The following is a 21244-nucleotide window of genomic DNA, read 5'->3' on the forward strand; positions in this document are numbered from 1 at the left end:
GGAGGACGCTATGGTTATTTATTCTGCAATAACTACTTACCACACCTTGTGCTGTATATTGCATAAATTGAAATCTAATGCTGATAAAGAGGCCGTTTTATATTTGTCGAATATTAATTACTATGCTACAAACCTGGAGAGTGGAATTAAGTTAAGCGGTATTTTCAAAGAAGTCATTTTATTCGATGATGCTTATATTTTAAAAGAGGCAAGTGCTCCTAAGCTGGAAGATGGAATAAAAAGGATTAAAGGTGCTGTGGAGAAATCGATCGAGGCGAATATGTGGGACTCGGAAATTTATATAGCGGGGGACCATTTCCCTTTTGGTCTCTATTGTATTAGCAATAATATTGAATACAATTTCTTTGAAGATGGAGCAGGTATTTATACTCGATCTGAATTATTGTTTGATTCTGTAAAGAGCAGCAATGAACGATTGCATGAGTTGATGGTGCATTTAAAGGTAAACGGTAAAAACGAAAACGTCCAGATGAAGTACTTGAATAAAAACGCTCAAATTGATGCGCTACTAATCGCCGACCAAGAAAATGTGGTCGATTTCAACGCGGATGCGATTTTAACGAGCTTAAGCCATGCTGCCATTGAACAACTCATGATAATATTCAGCGCTAAAGAAATGAATATTACTGATGCGCCGAAAGCGCTTATCTTGACGCAGCATTTTGCTAATTTAAATATGATGTCTCTTCGAGAACAAGAACATCTATATGCGCTGCTTGCCGATTATTTTATCAGGGAAGGTAACGAAGTAATTATTAAACCGCATCCGTCAGATATTCAAGGCCGTTATAGTCAAGTCATCAGCGGATCCTATATAATACCCGGATATTTTCCTTCTGAATTAATACCGTATTGCGTGAAAAATAAATATGCCATAGGCGTTACGGTTTCCTCAACTGCAATTTTTAACTTAGATCAATCGATAGACGATAAAATTGTATTTTCTAAGAAGACGGAAAAAGAATTTATTCATATGCATAGATACTATGCGGTATCTAGAATCGTTGAACTGTTGGATAGTGATGAAACATGTATTCATACATTAGGTGCGGATGACACTCAACTCTTCAATTTTTTTAAAGTAAACGATGCGATTAACAATATAAATATTGTTTCTCACAATACCATAAGCGAGCTGGAGCTCCCCGAAAGAAAAGTAATCATTATCGATAAGGTCTCGAATAGTGAAAGAAAGCAGCATGAAACGGCAAATGAAATTAGTCGTTTTCTTCAATCTTTAACTGAAAATGATATTTCTATATTCATTAATTCAGAAGAAAACAATCTGTTTTACGATTACGGGTATGAAGATATCTTTAATAATATGGCTCATGTAATAATTCAAAAAGAACTCGTTAATGATGCATATAAAACTGATACAGAACCTGAAAACATTTTTGTATATTCCAAAAATAAAGGCTTCATGAATAAGCTATTGAATTTGAACGTAGAGCGCGAACTAAAAAACAATCAAACGAAAATCAGGATTAGCCTTGTACAGCCATTCGACTCTTCCGTGGAGGAAAAAATCTCAAAAGGCATTTTAAAATCTACAATTGAACGGCTAAAACTTTATGCGACTCAAGACTCTGTAATTTTTGATGACCCAACCAAATTTATTGATCGTTTGACATCGAAATCCATTAAAACGACGTTGCAAACGTTGGAGAGAAGACTGTTGTCTTATATCGAATAGCTCGAAGACAATTTAAGGAGGATAAGATGAAGATTGTAGCTGTTATTCCTGCTCGTTATAACTCATCCCGGTTTCTTGCAAAACCGCTTGCTGATATCTTCGGCAAACCAATGATCTGGTGGGTCTATGAGCAAGTCAAGAAGGTAAATGAATTTAATGAAGTATACGTAGCAACGGACGATGACCGAATAGCAGAAATATGCACCAAGTATAACTTGAATTACATAATGACATCCACTGCCCATGGGACAAGCACGGAACGCCTATTTGAAGTTGCACAATCGATAGGGGCAGACTATTATGTATGCATTAATGGCGACGAACCTTTAATTGACCCGGAAATAATCAGGAGGATACTTCCGATTAATAAAACGGAGAACGAGATTTATGTTGCGAATCTTATGTCGGAAATAAAGAACCCGGTTGAAGCAGTTGATAGTACGAATATTAAAGTCGTTGTGAATTCTAAAGGCTATGCAATGTTTATGTCAAGAAGCCCTATACCATACCCTAAATCTAGTATGGACTTTTCATATAAAAAACATTTAGGTGTATTAGTATATAACTATCTTGCGCTTGAATTTTTTAATAACACGCAGCGGAATGCCGTTGAAAAAGTTGAAGATATTAACGAACTGAGGTTCATTGAAAACGGAGAGAAAATCAAAATGATTGAAGTGGTTGCAGACACCCTTTCAGTTGATACCCCAAAAGACTTGGAGAAAGTAATTGCAATAATTGAGGAGCGACTTCAAATAGGGGGAGGAAAACAATGACGAACATAAAAATTTTGGACTGCACCTTGAGAGACGGAGGTTATATTAACGACTGGAATTTCGGATATGACAATATTAAGAGCATGATCGCGCGACTTACTAAATCAAAAATCGATATTGTAGAGTGCGGATTTTTAGAAGACAGCAATTACAATAAAGAATGCAGCTTTTTTAGTAACGTCGATGAAATCAAGAAGATCTTACCCGAGGATAGTGGCGATGTGCAATATGTAGCCATGACGCGTTACGGATATTTAAACATTGATCATTTGAAAGAATACGATGGCAAATCTATTAACGGAATTCGTGTGACCTTCCATGAGGAAGAAGCTGAGGAAGCAATTGAATACTGCAGGCAGATTCAAGAGAAAGGGTATAAAGTTTATGTTCAGCCAGTAGGGACGACCAGCTATACAGACAGTTTTTTATTAAAAATCATTGAAATTGTAAACAAAATAAAACCTTTTGCGTTCTATATAGTGGATACATTGGGGCTAATGAGAAAGAATGATTTGCTTCGAATGTTCTATTTGATTGACAATAACCTTCAAAAAGATATAGTTGTAGGTTTTCATTCACATAATAACTTGCAGTTGTCGTTCTCAAACGCACAAGAGTTGGCTGATCTGCACACCAAAAGATCAATCATAATCGATTCATCGGTCTATGGAATGGGGAGGGGCGCAGGCAACCTAAATACGGAGTTAATCGCGCAGCATTTGAATTCCGTTAAAGATAAAGATTATAGTGCAGACTACTTGCTTGAGATCATCGATGATACGATTAATCCGATTTTGGAAAAGCATTCATGGGGTTATTCGGTACCATATTATCTAGCGGCAATTAATAACTGCCACCCTAACTATGCAACGTATTTAATGAACAGAAAAACGCTGCAAGTTAAGGCAATCAGTAATATTTTAAATACCATTACCCTGGATAAAAGGGAATTATACGATGAGAAATATATTCTTGAACTGTATTCTCTTTATCAAAAGCACAACATTGACGATCACAATGATCTTGAGGCGTTATCAGAGGAGTTTAAAGGAAAGAGGGTATTGGTTCTTGCGCCGGGAGCCAGCATAAGAGAACAGTACGAAGAGATCAAACAGTATTTGACTTTCAACGAAGTGAAAATTATTTCGGTTAATTTTAGTGGCGATGAAATAAAACCTGATTTTTATTTCTTTAGCAATGACAAAAGATTTCAAAAATCTAAAGAATCGTTGGTAGATAAAGAAAATCGGGCGATAATAAGCTCAAATGTAGAAGGCAATACCGAATACTATAAATATAAAATCAATTATAGCGACTACTTGAATTCTCAACCGCTAGTTAATGATAATGCAACCTTAATGTTGTTTGCGCTCTTAATAAAACTAAAAGTAAAACAGATTGATATAGCAGGATTCGACGGGTTTATCTATAACGCGAATGATAATTACGCGATTGAAACACTTGAAACGCATTTGGAGGAAAGTGTCGTGCTGGAATTAAATGCTCAAATCGCTAATGTCGTACGTGACTTCGAACAAAAAGTGCGATTGAACTTTATTACGGACTCCTTGTATAACCCCGTACTGGTTTAAACAATGCGCACCAATGGAGTGGAAATGTTGAGAACTGAAAGCATTCGAGCGTTGTTGAATGAAATATGCGATTTACTCACGGATAATCTCGAATTAATAGAAGAAACGCGTTATGAGATTAAGATAAAGCCTGATGGGACGCCAGTTACGAATTCGGATGTGCTTATTGAAAGGCTTGTAAGGGAACATATTTCAAAGGTCATTCCCGATGCCGTCTTTATTGGTGAAGAGTCATACGATTCATCTTCTGTCGACTTAAAAGGTTATTTGGTATTATTGGATCCCATCGATGGAACCGAAAATTTTTGTTCCGGGTTGAAAGAATGGGGTATTTCTTTCGGACTCTGGCAGGGAGAGAATCACCTGGGGAGTTTATTGTTCCTACCGGAAATGGGAATAAAATTAATGACTGGCGACGAGATTCACCCCGTGCGTTCTAGAATTATCGGCGTGTCATCTTCAATGTCGGATACCTTAATTAATAGTCTCCGAGAACCTGGAGAATTCAGGATTATGGGATGTGCCGTTTATAATCTTTATAATGTAATTCGAGGATCATTTCGGAGATTTAAAAATCCCAAGGGTGCTTACATCTGGGATATACTCCCGGGCGTGATGCTTGCTCTCGAACATGGTTGTCAGGTAATGATAAATGATGAAGTGTTCTCTGGTAAGTTCTTGGATCCAAGAGAGTTATATCGAGTAGATATTACACGTTGAAGGATGTAGATAGCTCCGGCTGCTGCGGGGTTTTCTTTGTAAGGTTGCTCTTAGCTAGATTTGCAGAAGGTACATACCAAAAGCATCATACTGGCGACGGTATGTCCTGTTCGATCGCGCATTTCCGTGACCGGTAGCGAGACCCGCGTGTCCCGTCATGGGCCACGCAGCGATGAAGACGCACGACTTTAAGGTGTTGAGACCATGGCGCGAGGCACTATTACACTATTCAAAGGATGAAGAAGCGTGAAATCAGCCCCGACAGCCAGCGTATGCATTGTCACTTATAACAGCGAATCAGACATAGCCGCTTGCCTGGAGGCCGTGTTATCGCTCTCTTATCCGCTCGAGCGAATCGTCATCGTGGACAATGCTTCCTCCGACAACAGCTGCGGCGTCGTGCGCCGCTTTCTGGACAACGTTCATTTGGTCGAAAATAAAGCAAACGTCGGCTTCGCCCAAGGGCAGAACCAGGCCATCGCGCTCACGTCGACGGATTACGTGCTGACACTGAATCCGGATGTCAGGCTGGATCCGAACTATCTTGGGAAGCTAATCGAAGTCATGGAAAGCGATCGGCGCATCGGCAGCGCTACCGGCCAGCTGGTGCTGGGCAGCGATCCGAACATTATCGATAGCACCGGTATCGTGATGGGGAAGACAAGAAGGGTGTGGGACCGCGGCGGCGGCGATCCCTCGTCGAAATGGCAGGAATCAGGTGAATTATTCGGCGTGTCGGCGGCGGCAGCCGTCTATGCGAGAAGAATGATCGACGATATCAAGTTGGACGGACAGTTTTTCGACGAGACGTATTTTGCGTACAAGGAAGACGTGGATGTCGCTTGGCGGGCCAAGCTGCTGGGGTGGAAGGCGTATTATGCCGCCGAAGCCAAAGCGTCTCATGGTCGCGGATGGAAATACGAGGGCAGAAAGAGCCGCAAATCGGTTCCTCTGTTTATCCGCAGGCACTCCTACCAGAATCGTATTTTTACGATTATCAAAAATGAACCCGCGAATTGGACGCTGCTTCTGACGATTCCCAGACTGCTAGGCTTGGAGCTGCTCCAAGTCGGTTATATGCTCGTATTCGAACCGGGGTTGTTGAAGTGCTGGCTTACGATCGCAAGAGCGTTGCCAAGGTTACTGGGTCAAAGAAAATCGATTCAACGGCGCGTTTTCCGTTAATTGGGATCTAGTATCGAATTGCTATTGTTGGTCGAATAGCCATTTATTGATATAATGCAAATAGAATCGCCAAAATAAGTGATTGGGAGTGATGCTATGATCCGACAAAACCAGCGTTTCTTGACTCAAATCTATGTGTTTGCGGATTTATTGTGCACACTCCTTACCTTTCTAGTAGCTTATTGGTTGAAGTTCAAAAGCGAATTTCTTCCGCATGAGCCTACGCTGCCCTTCAGAACGTATCTCATGTGGGCGACGGTCTACTCGTTGGCCGCTGTCTTGATCGGCTTCTACGTCCGCTTCTATGCACCTAGACGTCGGAAGAGCGTATCCTACGAAACCATGAAAATCATCCAGGTACAGGGACTAAGCTTCCTAGGTTTGCTAAGCCTGCTCTATATCGTCAAGGAAGTTCACATTTCCCGCGAGTTTCTAGCACTCTACTTGGTCGCGAACATCATATGCTTATGCATCTATCGGTCCTCTGTGAAATTTGTCCTGTCCCGCTTCAGGCGAAGAGGGTTCAACAAACGTTACATACTCATCTTGGGAGCGGGCTCTTTGGGTCGCAGTTTTCATGACAGCATCGCGCAGCATCCGGGTCTTGGCTATGACGTCTTCGGCTATCTGGACGATTATCAGACCGAACATGACGACGAGCATAGGCAGCATAAACCGATTCTCGGCAAAATCGACGATCTGGATACGATCTTAACGCGGCATACGATCGACGAGGTCATCATCGCCCTCCCGCTGAAAGCCTATAAGAAATATGCGTTCATCATCGACAAATGCGAACGCGCCGGCGTTAAAACGCTCATTATTCCGGATTTCTTCGACGTCCTTCCCGCCAGGCCGTTTTTTGATAACTTCGCCGGCATTCCGCTCATTAACGTGAGAGATGTTCCGCTGGACGAACTTAGCAACCAAATTCTCAAACGGGTGTTCGACATCGCCTTCTCCTTGATTATGATCATCCTGACTTCGCCGGTGATGCTGCTTGCCTGCGTCGGGACCAAGCTCACGTCTCCCGGACCGGTGATCTTCAAACAAGAGCGGGTTGGGTTGGATCGACGGAATTTCAATATGTACAAGTTCCGTTCGATGCACGTCTTCAACCAGACGGTAGCCGATACGCAGTGGACGGTGGAGAATGATCCCCGCAGAACTCGGTTCGGCACGTTTTTGCGGAAAACGAGCATTGACGAACTTCCGCAATTTTTCAACGTGCTGGCAGGCCATATGAGCGTAGTCGGCCCTCGGCCGGAACGTCCTTTCTTCGTGGAGCAATTTAAAGAAGATATTCCGAAATACATGGTCAAGCATCATATTCGTCCGGGAATCACCGGCTGGGCGCAGACGAACGGTCTCCGCGGGGACACGTCGATCGAAGAGCGAATCGTGCATGATCTCTTCTATATCGAGAATTGGACGTTCTTCTTCGACCTCCGAATTATCGTGCGAACGGTAACGAAAGGTTTGCTGAATAAAAATGCCTATTAATCCGAATCATGCTGTTTCCGTTATCATTCCGACATATAATGCGGGTTCCGAGTTTGCATTGCTGCTTAGAAGGCTTCAAAGCCAGTCCAGGCCCCCTGAAGAAATCATAGTGATAGATTCCGACTCAACGGATGGAACCGCTGAGTGGGCCCGTAAGGAAGGTGTACATGTGCTTCCGATCAAGAAGTCACATTTCGACCATGGGGGAACGCGCAACCTTGGGGCGCAGCAGGCACGGGGGGATACGCTGATCTTCATGACGCAGGATGCATGCCCGGAGGATGATTATCTAATAGAGCGTCTCCTTGAAGCGCTGTATGCCGACGAGGATACGGCATGTGCCTATGGACGCCAGCTGGCCAGAGCGGACGCGGATGCCCTCGAGCGCATGGCTAGGGAAAGCAATTACCCGCCGGTGTCGGCCAAGAAGCTGAAATCCGATTTGCCGGAGCTTGGCATTAAGACGTTCTTCTGCTCCAATGTGTGCGCGGCCTACCGCAAGTCCGTATTCTACGAAATGGGACAGTTCGACGCGCCCGTGATCTTCAATGAAGACCTCTTCTTCGCGGCGCGCTGCGTGTTGAACGGGTATGCGGTCCGATATGCTGCCGAAGCGCGGGTCGTTCATTCGCATCATTACTCCGTCATGCAGCAATTCCGGCGCTTTTTCGACAACGGGGTATCCATGAGGAATAATGAATGGGTTTATCCTTACGCTGCCGTAGGGAAGGCCGGATCGCGTCTAGTACGGCATCAACTGCGCTACCTGATCCGCAACCGGAAATGGTTCTGGATTCCGAAGCTTGCGGCAGATGCTGCTGCCAAGTTTCTCGGATTTCAATTGGGGAAGCGGTATCGAAAACTCCCGGCAAGGCTTTGCGTTCGTTTCAGCATGCATCGGGACATCTGGGCTAAGCTGAACATGACGGGCCCGCAGCGGAATTCGGGCTTCGAAATCATGAAATAAACCTATCGGCCTCGAACGTTATGTTCGAGGTCTTTTTTTGTCATAAACTGTCGAAGAAGTTATAATGGAAGACGAGATAGCCGCTCGGATTTCATAGACGCGGGAGGGCCAAATGAAAAAGTGGATCGTGATGCTGCTTCTAATCGCCGGTATCGGATTTGTCGGATACAGGTATGCCTACCATATGATCGGCAATAAAATCATGGATCAAGTGGCCGACGAGATTCTTCACTCCAAGGAAGCAGACGAGCTGATGGCGGATCCCGAGGTAAAACAAATGATCCAAAGCAGCTTGAGCTCTAAAGAGGCCGGGAGGCTGCTAGGCAGCTTAGGGAACCAGGGAGCCTCCTCGGGGGAAAACGGGGAAGCTGCGGGCGCTAAAACAATGGTCGTCAAGAATAAAGACGAGGCAATCAAGCTCGTCATGAGCAAGTTCTCGATCGGCGAGTTGAAAGGCATGGCCGCGAAGGTGAAAGGCGGCATGACGGCAGAGGAGAAAGAAGAAATGAAACAGCGGCTGGAAGACCGATTCAGCAAGGACGAAATGGACTCGCTGAAGATTATCGCGCTTATGGAAGCTGAGAAACGGAATTCGGACGGATGACATCCTTCAAGTTTAATAGGGAACAAGAGCTTGACCGCATAGTCTAGCTACGACGAGTTTCGCGCTTTCTTTTGCGTCGAGGTTCGTCGTTTTGCGTCTAATAAGGTTGATGATACCTAACTAAGGTCGCTATAGCGTTTACCAAATAGAAGAAAGCGAGGTAAACAAAAACGTTGAAAGCGCTTAAATTTAAGCGCTTTCAACAGCAAACGGGTGAATTCGCAACTTTTTTAAGGATTTTTAAAGGTTTTAGAAGGAATTCGCATGAATTTGTCGTATTATTAATTTTACATAAAGAAACCGTTAGTCTATCATTCCATACTGCGTTTGAAGAGGAGCTTAAAGTTATGGACGTTCGATCCTTCCAATTAGCCGATTATCAACCTGTTACTGAGCTGCTGGAAACCGTCTTGTCGGAAGAGTGCTATGAGCAGACCATGGAAGCTTTTGCCCGCCAACTGTCGTGGGACAGCGAATTGGTGCTGGTCGCCGCGGTCGGAGATGAAATCGCGGGCATCATGATCGGCACGATCGACAATGGCAGAGGGTACTATTACCGGATTGCCGTGCATCCCGATTATCAACGTCAGGGCATCGGCAAGAAGCTGATTGCGTCGCTGCGCCAGCGTTTCGTACAACGTGGCGTTTCCAAGATCATGATTACGGCGGACGAGCACAACGAACCGATCCTTTCTCTTTATGAATCGCTTGGCTATGTCACGGCGGATTTTTTCCGTTCGTTCCAGAAACTGAGCATTGTCGCAGGGTAACCAATCCGGCTTCATTCCTCTCTATACTGCTTTAATGAAGGACAAGCATATCTGCCGTCATTGCTTTTGGCGTACAGATATGCTTTTCTTATCTTATAGGTAAGTAAAGCGCTTCATTAAATGGAATAATAAATCGATCTCGTATTCGCATGCCACGACTCACAAGAAATCCAGTTTGCGTAGGAGTATTGCTTATGACAACCTATCGGCCCTGCGTCATTAAGAGCTTCAAAAACAACGGGCATTTGCACCGCATGTGGCTGGAAAATTGGCTGATTCCCGCCGATCTGCTGGCACCTGAACATACCGCGGAATCGATGCTCGTTTTCATCAACCGTCAGACTCCGATACAGGAAGCGGACGGCAAGCAGTGGATCAGCCGCGTGCCTGCCGTGTCCTTCTTCATCCCGGGCGAGTGGTTCAACGTCGTTGGGCTGTTGGAGGAGCATGGCGTGCGGTATTACTGCAACGTCGCCTCGCCGTTATTCTTCCAAAACGACGTATTGACGTACATCGACTACGATCTCGACGTCATCGTTCCCCGCGGCGGCAAGGCGCAGGTCGTGGATCAGGAAGAGTATGAAATGCACAAAATCGCCTATCACTATTCAGAGGAAGTCAACCGAAAAGTAATGGAGGGGCTGGAAGCATTGCTTCACCGCGCGAAAAGCGGACAGCCGCCGTTCAACGACCAATTGATCATGTCGTACTACGAGGCTTGGCATAAACAAATGGGCGAGGTGTAGCTGACAAATGAATACGGGTCCGGGTCCGGGAAGCGAAACACCGCAGGGAATCGAACAAACGGCCTTGGGACCGCGCAAGAGCAGGATGGCGCCCGCCAAGGCAGCCAAAGGGCGTCCCGAATCGAAGCGGTCGGAATCGATTCGATCCGAATCGATCCAATCCGAATCAAACCGATCCGAAACACGGCGTCCGGAAGCGAACGGCACAGAACCGAGTCGTTCAGAAACCAGAAGTCCGGAAGCAAGCAGGAGATCCGCTTCTACCAAGACGACACCGCTCTGGCTGATCGAATTGCGGAATTGGGTTTCGACGCTGGTCATCGCCGTTCTGGTCGTGCTCGGTTTGCATTATTTCGTATTCAGCCTGTCGACGGTAAAGGGACAATCGATGCAGCCGACGCTGTACGAGAAAGAATGGCTGTTCGTCAATAAGGTCGGCTATCGACTTGGTTCGCCCGAAATCGGCGACGTCGTTATTCTCGACGAATCTTCGTTCGAGGAAGCAAGCAAGGAATACCTCGTCAAACGAATCGTGGCCGGTCCCGGCGATCGGATCGAGGTCCGCCAGGGTGAGCTGTACCGCAATGGCGAGCTCGTCGTCGAGCCGTACACGGACGTGCTCATCGAGGATGACGATTACGGCCCGGTTACCGTTGCCGCCGATCATTATTTCGTGATTGGCGACAACCGGCATGCGGGAGCAAGCCGCGACAGCCGGGTCTTTCAGGCCGTGCCGCGCAGCGCCATACTTGGACGTGCGGATCTGGTTCTATGGCCGATCACCAAATGGGCGCATTTATAGCTTAAGCAGAATGGAGGTGCCGAGTTGGACAGCGGCAGCATGGATTGGCAGCAATTGAAGAACGACATGAAGGCCGCAGCGGTAGAACTCGGCATCGACAAGATCGGTATCGCTCCCGCGGCGCCCTTTACGGAATTGCGGGTTAGGCTTGAACGTCATCGGGAGCTCGGCTATGAATCCGGCTTCGAGGAACCCGATCTGAATAAACGGACGGAGCCGTCGCTGCTGTTCGAAGACCCGCAGTCCATCATTGCGATCGCGATCGCTTATCCGTCCAAGCTGCAGGATCCGCCGAAATCGGCCCCCGGCGCCAGGCGCGGCATATTATCCCGTTCGGCTTGGGGCGAGGATTACCATGCGGTGCTGCGCGAGCGGCTGCGGCGGCTGGAGGCTTGGCTGCAGGAGCGGGTTCCGGAAGGACGCTTCCTAAGCATGGTGGACACGGGCGCGCTGTCGGACCGTGCGGTGGCACAGCGCGCAGGCATCGGCTGGTCCGGCAGCAATTGCGCCATCATCACGCCGGAGTGGGGCTCCTGGGTGTACTTGGGCGAGATGATCACGAACCTGCCGCTGCCGCCGGACCAGCCGGTAACGGAGAGCTGCGGTAACTGCACGGCCTGCATCGACGCTTGTCCGACGGACGCGCTCGTCGCCCCGGGCCAGCTGAATTCGCAGCGCTGCATCTCGTACGTTACGCAGACGAAGGGGCTCGTTACGGACGAGCTCATGCGCAAGATCGGTAACCGGCTGTACGGATGCGATACCTGTCAGACCGTTTGCCCGGAGAACAAAGGGAAGCATGCCGCGCATCATGCGGAGCTGGTCCCCGACAACGAGAAAGTAAAACCGCTGCTGGTGCCGCTCCTGACGATGGGGAACCGCGAATTCAAGGAGCGTTACGGCGCCAGCGCGTCCGCTTGGCGGGGCCGCAAGCCGATTCAGCGCAATGCCGTCATCGCGTTAGGCAACTTCAAAGATACGGCATCCGTTCCGGCGCTTGAAGAGGTGCTGCGCGGCGATCCGCGCTTCGAGCTTCGCGCGACGGCCGCTTGGGCGCTTGGCCGAATCGGCGGGGACTCTGCCAAGGCAGCTCTCGTGAAGAGCAGAGATAGCGAGAAGGACATCGCGGTTCAGGAGGCGCTCGGCGCGGCGCTCGCGGCTTGGGGCGACGAGTCGGGACAATCCGCGCAAGCCCCTGAACGCGGTGCGGGCCGCGGAGAATAAGAAGCAGCAATCGGGCGAGACGAGGGCTGCTTCTTCGTTTGCGAATGCAGGTCTCGCATGCTATTATAGAGGGCAATATGACTAAATAGAGATAAGGCAAGGTGAACGAATATGTGGACGGTCATTATTTCGATCATTACGCTCATCGTCGGTGCTGTCGGCGGCTTCTTCGTTGGCGTGTACTATCTCCGCAAACAGCTGGAGAAGATGCAGAACGATCCGGAAATGCTGAAGAAGATGGCGAAGCAGATGGGCTACAACATGAACAACCAACAGCTGCAAAAAGCGCAGACGATGATGAAAAATCAACAGCCGCGCCCGGGCAAACGGAGATAATCGCTCCAGCCGCATGACGGTGCAGGGGAAAGGAGACGATACGTATGGCAGGGATGAAAGACTACGTCAATTCGGTCGTTTCGGATAATCGCGAGAAAATGGAATATCACATCGGCCAAATCTTAAGCCTCATCGGCGAAGACGTCAACCGCGAAGGACTGCTCGAGACGCCTGCGCGCGTGACGCGCATGTACGAGGAGATCTTCGCCGGTTACGCGGTCGATCCGCGGGACGTGCTCGGCGTAACCTTCGACGAGCAGCACGAAGAGCTCGTCATCGTACGGGATATCGTCTATTACAGCCAATGCGAGCATCATATGGCGCCGTTCTTTGGCAGAGCGCATATCGGATATATTCCGAGCGGCAAGATCGCCGGACTTAGCAAGCTGGCACGGCTTGTGGACGCCGTGACGCGGCGTCTGCAGGTCCAGGAGCGGATTACGACGCAAATCGCGGACATTATGGACGAGGTGCTTCAGCCTCACGGCGTCATGGTCGTGGTGGAAGGCGAGCATCTGTGCATGTGCGCGCGCGGCGTGAAGAAATCGGGCAGCAAGACGGTCACGTCGGCCGTGCGCGGCGAATTCCGCACGAGCGCGGCGCTCCGTTCGGAGTTCCTGTCGCTGCTCAAGCAATAAGCATAGGACGGTCAAATAAGGGCTCTGCTTCGCAGGCCGCCTGAACGGCGGACGGCAAAGCAGAGCCCTTGATGTTTCTAGCGGAGCTTACTTGGTTAAGCAGTCTTATAAGCCGCGTCTACTTGGCTGAGGAACAGCGCCGCGCGCTGGATGTATTCCTTCGGGTGCGTCTTGAACAGCAGCTCGTGAATGCCGCCGGATACGACCCAGCTTCGCGACAAGCTGTTCTTTTGCATGGACGCAATCTGCTCCGCGGTGGATACCGATGCGATAGCGTCATTCGTCCCGTGCATGATGAAGAGCGGCATCGAATACGTCGTCTGCATGACCTGTTTGACGGGCAGTTTATCCATATGGACGCCGGTAAAGAACGGCAGCATCCATTTGATAAGCGGTATCGACGGATTGCGCGGCAGGTCTTTCATATATTGATGCATATTATTGTACATAGAGTCGGAGCTTGGCAGAAACAAGCTGTCGAGGAGCATGGCGTCGATCCGGTCGGAATCGTCCGTCTGCAGCGCCGCTTGCAGCGCGGTTCCGGCGCCCATGGAGAAGCCCCAGACGACGACCTCGCCTGCGCCCTGCGATCGGGCGTACTGTACGGCGGCCAGCAGCTGCTGGGATTCTTCCTGTCCGCCCGTGGCAGGCGTACGCTTGCCGGAGGAGGCATACCCGTAATCAAACATGAAGACGTTGTAATGCAGGCCGTGCAGTAGCTCGGCCAAGTCATACATCGGCACCCATGTTTCTTCGCGGTTCGCGCCGTATCCGTGACTGAAGACGACGGTACGGTCGGAACTCACGGCCGCCGTTGCTGCTGCGGCAGAAGCCGCGGTCGATACGCCGGCTTTGGTTCCGGAGGGCTTGCCTGCCGCGGCCGCCGCCAGCTTGGTTCCGTCGGCTCCTTTTCCTTTCGGAGCGGAGAACGATCCGCCTGCGGGAATATACCAGCCGTGCACGGTCGTTTGACCGCTTTTGCTCGGGAAAGCTACGTCGCCGTACGCTAGCCCTTTGGCGTCGAACGGATTGGTCGTGAGGGCGGGCACGTAGGGATGCGCGATGACCCAGGCCACATACCCATGGAAGGCAAGCCCGAGAAACAACAGCAGCGCAGTGAACGCGGATAGCACCGCAAGCGCGGCATGTCTGCGGCGGCTGCCGGCAGCGGTCTTCTCCGCGGGCGAAGGCGCGAGGGGAGGGAGCAGGCCGGGCGTAAAGCCGCCCGCGGCCGGATGCATCGGTGTCATTGTCGTACTCATGATAGTTACCCCCTCAAACTGTCCTATTTCCCGCATTTATTGAAAGCGCTTTCTAATAGTTCTGTATTCCTATACTATGGCGAGCGGGACCTGCCTGTCAATGTATGTCGACGATTTGTTAACGTCCTGTAATCATGCTGTAAAAGAAGGCGGAAAATCGCGCCGCGCTTTACCTCGCGTACCGATTTGGGTTATACTGAGTATAATTGAGTTTCACAGAATGAAACCGGGACGGGGGGAGAGGGCCGATGGCGGAGGATGGCAAATCGACGGTTCGTGCCGTCGAACGCGCGCTTGATTTATTGCTTTGTTTCACGACGCGGCGGGAGTGGGCGATGACGGAGCTGGCCGAGCAGGTGGGCCTGCATAAGAGCACCGTCCACCGCATGCTGGCAACGCTCGAACAGCGCGGTTTCGTGGCGCGGGATTCGGCATCGGACCGTTATCGGCTGGGCCTGCGGATCTGGGAGCTGTCGGCGAATATGTCGGGGGCGGACGATCCGGCGGTTATCGGGCTGCCGGAGATGGAGCGGCTGCGGGATCTGCTTGGCGAAACGGTCAGTCTCTATTTGCGCGACGGCAACGAGCGGATTCGCATCCAGGCCGTGCAAAGCATCCAAGCCATCCGCCGGGTGGCGCCGATCGGCGCTCGGCTGCCTCTGTACGTGGGGGCCTCCAGCAAAGTGCTGATTGCCTTCGAGGAGCCGGCAGTGGTCGAGGAATTGCTGCAGGACGAATCGTGGCCGCCTGCCTTCGACCGGAAGCAGTACCGCGAGCAGTTCGGGGAATGGCGCCGGCTCGGGTACGCGACGAGCGTGGAAGAGCGCGAGCAGGGCGCAGCCGCCGTGGCCGCTCCGATCTTCTCCCGCATGGGCAAGCTGGTCGCGGCGCTGTCCGTATCCGGACCGGCAAACAGGCTCACGCCGGAGAAAATGCGCGAGCAGGCACCGGCCGTCATGGAAGCGGCGAACCGGCTCGGTTCGATGTTGAAATAGAAGTAAGTAATGGGGCGCATCCGAAGCTTGGCTTTCGGTGCGCCTTATTTGTTTAGGTGCCGCTGGCAGATTGCGCGTTGCTCATGGTGGCAGCGCTGGACAGCAGGCTGGCTCCATTTGGCGGTAAGGAAACTGCCAGAGGGAACTAAGAGAGGCTGCGGTGCGAAGGGGCTATGAGCGCTGTAGAGGGCTGCAAAGGACGCAGAGACTATCTTAGTTCTATGGGTGCTGTAGAGGCTGCAGAGGGCTATATAAGGCTGCAGAGATCTACAGCAATCTACAGAGATCTACAGAAATTTACGGAGGGCTACAGAGATCTACAGCGCTACAAAGAACTGAGGGGGTACAGTGGACTACAGAAATCTACAGCGCCACAGATCTGAGATATTGGGGACTATAGTGGACGTGGGCTACAGTTGGATCGAGCAAGACAACACGAGTCCTCACAGGCGGCGCGGCCAAGACCTATATGTTGCTGATGTTGAGCGAATGCCGCAGACCACATTGCTCTAAGCCGTCCGCCTGCTGCTGACCGCAGCAATGGACGATAGGGCAGCGCCTGGCAGGACAACCGCACAAGCGAATGCACATCGTGCGCCATATGATGTACCAAGACGATAAGGAACGCACCGGGCAGCTTCCAGCGACGGCGAAGCTCCGCAAGCGGTACGGCATCCGGCATCGTCTGTATGAAACCCCAACGAGCAGGGAGTTAATGCCGTCACTGACGATGCTTATTCCGCTTGAAGATTCCGTTCCACGGGCTTCCGCACGCCACGGAAGCCTGCCGGGAAACGAACCTTCGGTTTGAGAATATAGAAGTTTGGATTTGCAGCCTCGCCTTGATTTAGTAACATCGGCTCTGGCTACATCGCAGATTCCCCAGCTGCGGATATAACCGGGTCGACAATATGCAAGATCATCGGGATGTTGTCATCCCGGCAGCGCACTACCATGCGCAAAGACTCCCTGCGCAGTTCCACGCGAGACCAAGCGGAGAGAAGCAATCGGAACCCCATTCTCCGCCCGGAATTACCCCGCTGACTCCACGAGCAAGCCGAGGAGCGCGCCGAGGCGAAGGCACGCAGGCCGGATGGCTCTGCAATAAACAAAAAATCGGGCCCGCTCTCTTAGAGAGCGGGCCCGTTTTGATAAGTCCGGCCGGTTTAGTTGCCGTTTGCGGCAATCATTTGACGGAGGACGGTTTGCAGAATACCGCTGTTGCGGTAGTAATCCACGTCGACCAGGGAATCCAAGCGGACGATGGCAGGGAATTCGAACGTCGTGCCGTCTTCGCGCGTAGCGATGACCGTGACCGTTTGACCCGGCTGCACGTCGTTGCTCAGGCCGACGATGTCGAACGTTTCGCGTCCCGTGATGCTCAGCGTTTTCCAGCCGTGGCCTTCTTGGAATTGCAGCGGCAGAACGCCCATGCCGACCAAGTTGGAACGGTGAATCCGCTCGAAGCTTTCGGCGATGACGGCTTTGACGCCGAGCAGGAACGTACCTTTTGCCGCCCAGTCGCGGGAGCTTCCCGTACCGTATTCTTTACCGGCGATGACGACGAGGTTCTTGCCGTTCTTCTGATACAGCATCGATGCGTCGTAGATGGACATCACTTCGTCCGTAGGGAGGTAAGTCGTAACGCCGCCTTCCGTACCTGGAGCGACCTGGTTGCGGATCCGGATGTTCGCGAACGTACCGCGCATCATGACTTCGTGATTGCCGCGGCGCGATCCGTAGGAGTTGAAGTCCACTTTGTCTACGCCGTGTTTGATCAAGTATTCGCCGGCAGGGCTGTCGGTCTTGATGTTGCCCGCAGGAGAGATATGGTCCGTCGTGACGGAATCGCTAAGCAATGCCAGCACGCTCGAGCCTTTGATGTCTTGGATGTCGCCGATATCCGCGCCCAGGTTCTCGAAGAACGGCGGGTTTTGGATGTACGTCGATTTGGCATCCCACTCGTAGCTTTCGCCAGTCGGCACGTCGATCGCGTTCCAACGCTCGTTTTGCGTAAATACGTTCTCGTATTTCGCGCGGAACATCGCAGGGTTGATTGCCGTAGACAGCGCGTCGGAAATTTCCTTGGACGTCGGCCAGATGTCTTTCAGGTAAACAGGCTGATTGTTGCCGTCGAAGCCGATCGGATCCGAAGACAAGTCGATGTTCACCGTGCCTGCAAGCGCATAAGCGACGACAAGCGGCGGCGATGCCAGGTAGTTGGCTTTGACCTGCGCATGGACGCGGCCTTCGAAGTTCCGGTTACCGGACAGTACGGCAGCAACCGTCATGTCGTTGTCCGCGATCGCTTTGCTTACTTCGTCCGGCAATGGACCGGAGTTGCCGATGCAAGTCGCGCAGCCGTAGCCGGCAACGTAGAAGCCAAGCGCTTCAAGCGGCTCGAGCAGGTTGGCGTTCTTGAGGTAGTCCGTAACGACCAGGGAACCAGGCGTCAGGGAGCTCTTCACGTAAGCCGGTTTCTTCAAACCGCGCTCGACGGCTTTCTTCGCCACGAGTCCGGCGCCGAGCATAACGCTCGGGTTCGAGGTGTTCGTGCAGCTCGTGATAGCCGCGATAACGACTGCGCCCGTGCCCATTTTGCTCACTTGGCCGTTCATGTGCTTCACTTCGACCGTTTCTTCGATCTTGTTATCGGAGAGGCCGTAGCCGCCCTTCTCGACCGGCGTACGCATGATGCCGTTGAACGATTCTTTCATCGCCGTCAGCTCGACGCGGTCTTGCGGACGCTTAGGACCTGCAAGGGATGGCACGATCGTGGACAAGTCAAGCTCGACGATGTCCGAGAACGTCGGTTCAGGCGTATCGTCCGTGCGGAACATGCCTTGGGCCGTATAGTAAGCTTCGACAAGCGCGATTTGCTCTTCCGTACGGCCCGTGGCGCGAAGGAAGTGCAGGGACACGTCGTCGACCGGGAAATAGCCGATGGTTGCGCCGTATTCGGGAGCCATGTTGGCTACCGTTGCGCGGTCTTCCAGGCTGATGTTGGACAAACCGGGGCCGAAGAACTCGACGAATTTGCCGACGACGCCTTTTTTACGAAGGATTTGCGTAACCGTCAGCGCAAGGTCGGTCGCCGTAGCGCCTTCTGACAGGCTGCCCGTCAGGCGGAAGCCGATAACCTCAGGCGTTACGAAGTACAGCGGTTGGCCAAGCATGCCGGCCTCCGCCTCGATGCCGCCTACGCCCCAGCCGACGACGCCGAGACCGTTGATCATCGTCGTGTGGGAGTCGGTACCTACGAGGGAATCCGGGTAAACGACCGTTTCGCCGTCAATGGTTTTGGTAGCGGCAACGGATGCCAGGTACTCCAGATTGACTTGGTGAACGATACCCGTGCCCGGCGGTACGGCGCGGAAGTTATCGAATGCCGTTTGCGCCCAGCGAAGGAAACGGTAACGCTCCTCGTTGCGTTTGAATTCGATGTCCATATTGTATTCGAGCGCTTCCGGCGTTCCGAAAGCGTCGACCATAACGGAGTGGTCGATAACGAGATCAACCGGCACGAGCGGGTTGATTTGTTTCGGGTCTCCGCCCGATTTCTTCACGGTGTCGCGCATCGCTGCCAGATCGACGACGACCGGTACGCCGGTGAAGTCCTGCAGGACGATACGCGCGGGAATGAACGGGATTTCTTTGTCTTCGCGTCCGTCAGCCCAAGTCGCGAGCTGCTTGACATGTTCCTTCGTGATGCCGCGGCCGTCGAATTGACGAACGGCTGCTTCGAGCAGCACCTTGATGGAGAAAGGGAGCTTCGAAATTTTACCCAGGCCTTGCTCTTCCAATCCGTCCAGACGGTAGTAAGCGTACTGCTTGCCGCCGACCGACAGCGATTCGCGGACGGAGTACTCGTTTTGCTTTGTCATTGCGCGTCGCGCCTCCTTGACTTTGTGTGTTCCGGTTTCATTCTGTGAAACACGATTTCAAAAAAATAATTCCTGCTCTAAGTATAGCGGTTTTCGAGCAAATAAGAAAGACCAAATATCACCTGCGGCGGCAGATCTTCCGCCTGTTTTTACATGAATCGGTTCCCGCGCTCATATAATGAACCAGCGTTATTCCGCCTGCTGGCGGAGGTTTGTCCAAACTAACGGACGTGCGGGAGGGATTACAGGTGCCGCGATCGCGAATACGGACCGGAACAGGCAAAACGGGAACGAATAAAAGCGCAACCGGCAAGTCGAAGCCGAGCCGCGTTTCCGCTCAGGCCGTGCGGCTGCACGGGGCGGGAAGATCGGGCAGCGCCGTGCTTGCGCAGGAAGCCGGTGAACCGCCGGACACGGCCAAATCGGAAGGCTGGAAGGCGGCCGTCCACCGGTATGTGAAGCTGTACAATCAAGCCGAGATCGATCGTTATGCGGCTCCTTTCGACGAAGTGATTGCCGACGAGGACCACCTGTACCGCTTCGGCCAGCGATTGGGCAGGCTGCGCGAGCAAGAGCTGCTTCGCGGCATTCTGCCCGCCCGCAGCGAGACGAGCGCCGAGCTGCTGCGCGTCAGCGAATCCGGTTCGCTTTCCGAGGTGTCCGTGCTGATCGAGCTGCGCGTCAAGCGGACGATCGAGCAGCAGGGACGGACGTATTCGGAGGAGCGCTTCGGCCGCGAACGGCTGTGGCTGACCGCGGACGGAGGCGAGTACGTCATTTCCCGGATCGAGCCGATCGTGTCCGAGCGCAGGCCGAGGTACGGCACGTCTTCTTCCGGCAGCGCCAGCGAATCCGGCCTGGAGCATGCCTTGGCCGCGGAGAGCAAGCCGCAATCCATACCTTATATAAATTATGATGTTTTGCCGTTTTTCAAACATGGGCGCGCTGGGATTCGTTACAGGCGGGATCTGGCGGCGGCTTATGCCGATCGCTGGTGGAACGAGGCGAACCCGGCCTACGAGAATTTCGAGGTGAATTGCACCAATTACATCTCCCAATGTCTCTTTGCAGGCAGCGCACCGATGAACTATACTGGAAAAAGGGCTTCGGGCTGGTGGTACCGCGGCTACAGCGGGGGCCGGGAGAATTGGAGCTACAGTTGGGCCGTCGCGAACGCGCTGCAGCTTTATTTATCGGCGCCGCACAATTCTTCGCTGCGGGCAACGGTCGTCGATTCGGCGGATCAGCTCGCTCTGGGCGATGTCATTATTTATGACTGGGGCGGAGACAACCGGTTTCAGCACAGCACGATCGTGACCGCGTTCGACGCGGCCGGCATGCCGCTCGTGAACGCGAATACGGTGCCGAGCCGCCACCGCTACTGGGATTATCAAGATTCCTACGCCTGGACGGAGAACACCAAGTACCGTTTTTTTCATATCGCGGATGAGTTTTAACGTGCGCTTCCAGCCCGATTGAATGACAACCCGCCTGTGTGGGAAATTTATACGTAACCGGAGGAT

At 51.7% G+C, this 21244-nt stretch carries 18 protein-coding genes; 16 read left to right on the top strand and 2 right to left on the bottom strand.

Annotated features, from left to right (window positions below; translation table 11 throughout):
• The first annotated feature begins 10 nt into the window (after window positions 1-10).
• From GT003_RS29850 to folE, 14 genes are all read left to right on the top strand, one after another.
• The gene (locus tag GT003_RS29850; RefSeq protein WP_161704927.1) at window positions 11-1717 is read left to right on the top strand and encodes a polysialyltransferase family glycosyltransferase; all 1707 of its coding nucleotides are present in this window, start codon (window positions 11-13) and stop codon (window positions 1715-1717) included.
• Between the two features lie 26 nt (window positions 1718-1743).
• Window positions 1744-2493, top strand: coding sequence for a 3-deoxy-manno-octulosonate cytidylyltransferase (gene kdsB, locus GT003_RS29855; RefSeq protein WP_161704929.1), 750 nt, complete (start codon window positions 1744-1746; stop codon window positions 2491-2493).
• Complete coding sequence (locus GT003_RS29860; protein WP_161704931.1) at window positions 2490-4085, top strand: aldolase catalytic domain-containing protein; 1596 nt, start codon at window positions 2490-2492, stop codon at window positions 4083-4085. Before kdsB ends, GT003_RS29860 begins: the two co-directional genes overlap by 4 nt.
• Window positions 4086-4112: 27 nt before the next feature.
• Window positions 4113-4805 carry an inositol monophosphatase family protein gene (locus GT003_RS29865; protein WP_161704933.1) on the top strand — a complete coding sequence of 231 codons (693 nt, stop codon included), beginning with the start codon at window positions 4113-4115 and terminating at the stop codon, window positions 4803-4805.
• Between the two features lie 246 nt (window positions 4806-5051).
• Window positions 5052-5990 carry a glycosyltransferase gene (locus tag GT003_RS29870; protein ID WP_161704935.1) on the top strand — a complete coding sequence of 313 codons (939 nt, stop codon included), beginning with the start codon at window positions 5052-5054 and terminating at the stop codon, window positions 5988-5990.
• Window positions 5991-6086: 96 nt separating this feature from the next.
• Window positions 6087-7493 (top strand): undecaprenyl-phosphate glucose phosphotransferase, encoded by a 1407-nt coding sequence (locus GT003_RS29875; protein ID WP_161704937.1) that lies wholly within the window; start codon window positions 6087-6089, stop codon window positions 7491-7493.
• Entirely contained in the window at window positions 7483-8460 is a 978-nt protein-coding gene (locus GT003_RS29880; RefSeq protein ID WP_161704939.1) for a glycosyltransferase family 2 protein, read from the top strand. Before GT003_RS29875 ends, GT003_RS29880 begins: the two co-directional genes overlap by 11 nt.
• Before the next feature lie 112 nt (window positions 8461-8572).
• Window positions 8573-9064, top strand: a complete 492-nt coding sequence (locus tag GT003_RS29885; protein WP_161704941.1) for a hypothetical protein — start codon at window positions 8573-8575, stop codon at window positions 9062-9064.
• Between the two features lie 236 nt (window positions 9065-9300).
• Window positions 9301-9834, top strand: a complete 534-nt coding sequence (locus GT003_RS29890) for a GNAT family N-acetyltransferase (RefSeq protein WP_420831472.1) — start codon at window positions 9301-9303, stop codon at window positions 9832-9834.
• A 194-nt stretch (window positions 9835-10028) separates the two neighbouring features.
• On the top strand, window positions 10029-10580 hold the full coding sequence (locus tag GT003_RS29895; protein WP_161704943.1) for a DUF402 domain-containing protein: 552 nt from the start codon (window positions 10029-10031) through the stop codon (window positions 10578-10580).
• A gap of 7 nt (window positions 10581-10587) precedes the next feature.
• The gene (lepB, locus tag GT003_RS29900; RefSeq protein ID WP_239566049.1) at window positions 10588-11382 is read left to right on the top strand and encodes a signal peptidase I; all 795 of its coding nucleotides are present in this window, start codon (window positions 10588-10590) and stop codon (window positions 11380-11382) included.
• Between the two features lie 39 nt (window positions 11383-11421).
• The gene (gene queG / locus GT003_RS29905; protein WP_161705011.1) at window positions 11422-12606 is read left to right on the top strand and encodes a tRNA epoxyqueuosine(34) reductase QueG; all 1185 of its coding nucleotides are present in this window, start codon (window positions 11422-11424) and stop codon (window positions 12604-12606) included.
• Between the two features lie 111 nt (window positions 12607-12717).
• Window positions 12718-12942 (top strand): YneF family protein, encoded by a 225-nt coding sequence (locus GT003_RS29910; RefSeq protein ID WP_161704945.1) that lies wholly within the window; start codon window positions 12718-12720, stop codon window positions 12940-12942.
• Between the two features lie 44 nt (window positions 12943-12986).
• Window positions 12987-13580: a GTP cyclohydrolase I FolE gene (folE, locus tag GT003_RS29915; RefSeq protein ID WP_161704947.1), complete on the top strand. Its 594-nt coding sequence runs from the start codon at window positions 12987-12989 to the stop codon at window positions 13578-13580.
• A gap of 95 nt (window positions 13581-13675) precedes the next feature.
• On the opposite strand, the gene GT003_RS29920 is transcribed toward folE, so the two are convergent.
• Window positions 13676-14842, bottom strand: coding sequence for an alpha/beta hydrolase (locus GT003_RS29920; protein ID WP_161704949.1), 1167 nt, complete (start codon window positions 14840-14842; stop codon window positions 13676-13678).
• Window positions 14843-15090: 248 nt separating this feature from the next.
• Between GT003_RS29920 and GT003_RS29925 the strand changes: the two genes are divergently transcribed.
• Window positions 15091-15837 carry an IclR family transcriptional regulator gene (locus tag GT003_RS29925; RefSeq protein WP_161704951.1) on the top strand — a complete coding sequence of 249 codons (747 nt, stop codon included), beginning with the start codon at window positions 15091-15093 and terminating at the stop codon, window positions 15835-15837.
• A gap of 1166 nt (window positions 15838-17003) precedes the next feature.
• Here GT003_RS29925 and acnA read toward each other — a convergent pair.
• On the bottom strand, window positions 17004-19721 hold the full coding sequence (gene acnA, locus GT003_RS29930) for an aconitate hydratase AcnA (RefSeq protein ID WP_161704953.1): 2718 nt from the start codon (window positions 19719-19721) through the stop codon (window positions 17004-17006).
• A 248-nt stretch (window positions 19722-19969) separates the two neighbouring features.
• Between acnA and GT003_RS29935 the strand changes: the two genes are divergently transcribed.
• Window positions 19970-21178 (top strand): amidase domain-containing protein, encoded by a 1209-nt coding sequence (locus tag GT003_RS29935; protein WP_338046005.1) that lies wholly within the window; start codon window positions 19970-19972, stop codon window positions 21176-21178.
• Window positions 21179-21244: the final 66 nt, after the last annotated feature.

Source organism: Paenibacillus sacheonensis (genome assembly GCF_009909195.1).
Taxonomy (GTDB): domain Bacteria; phylum Bacillota; class Bacilli; order Paenibacillales; family Paenibacillaceae; genus Paenibacillus_Z; species Paenibacillus_Z sacheonensis.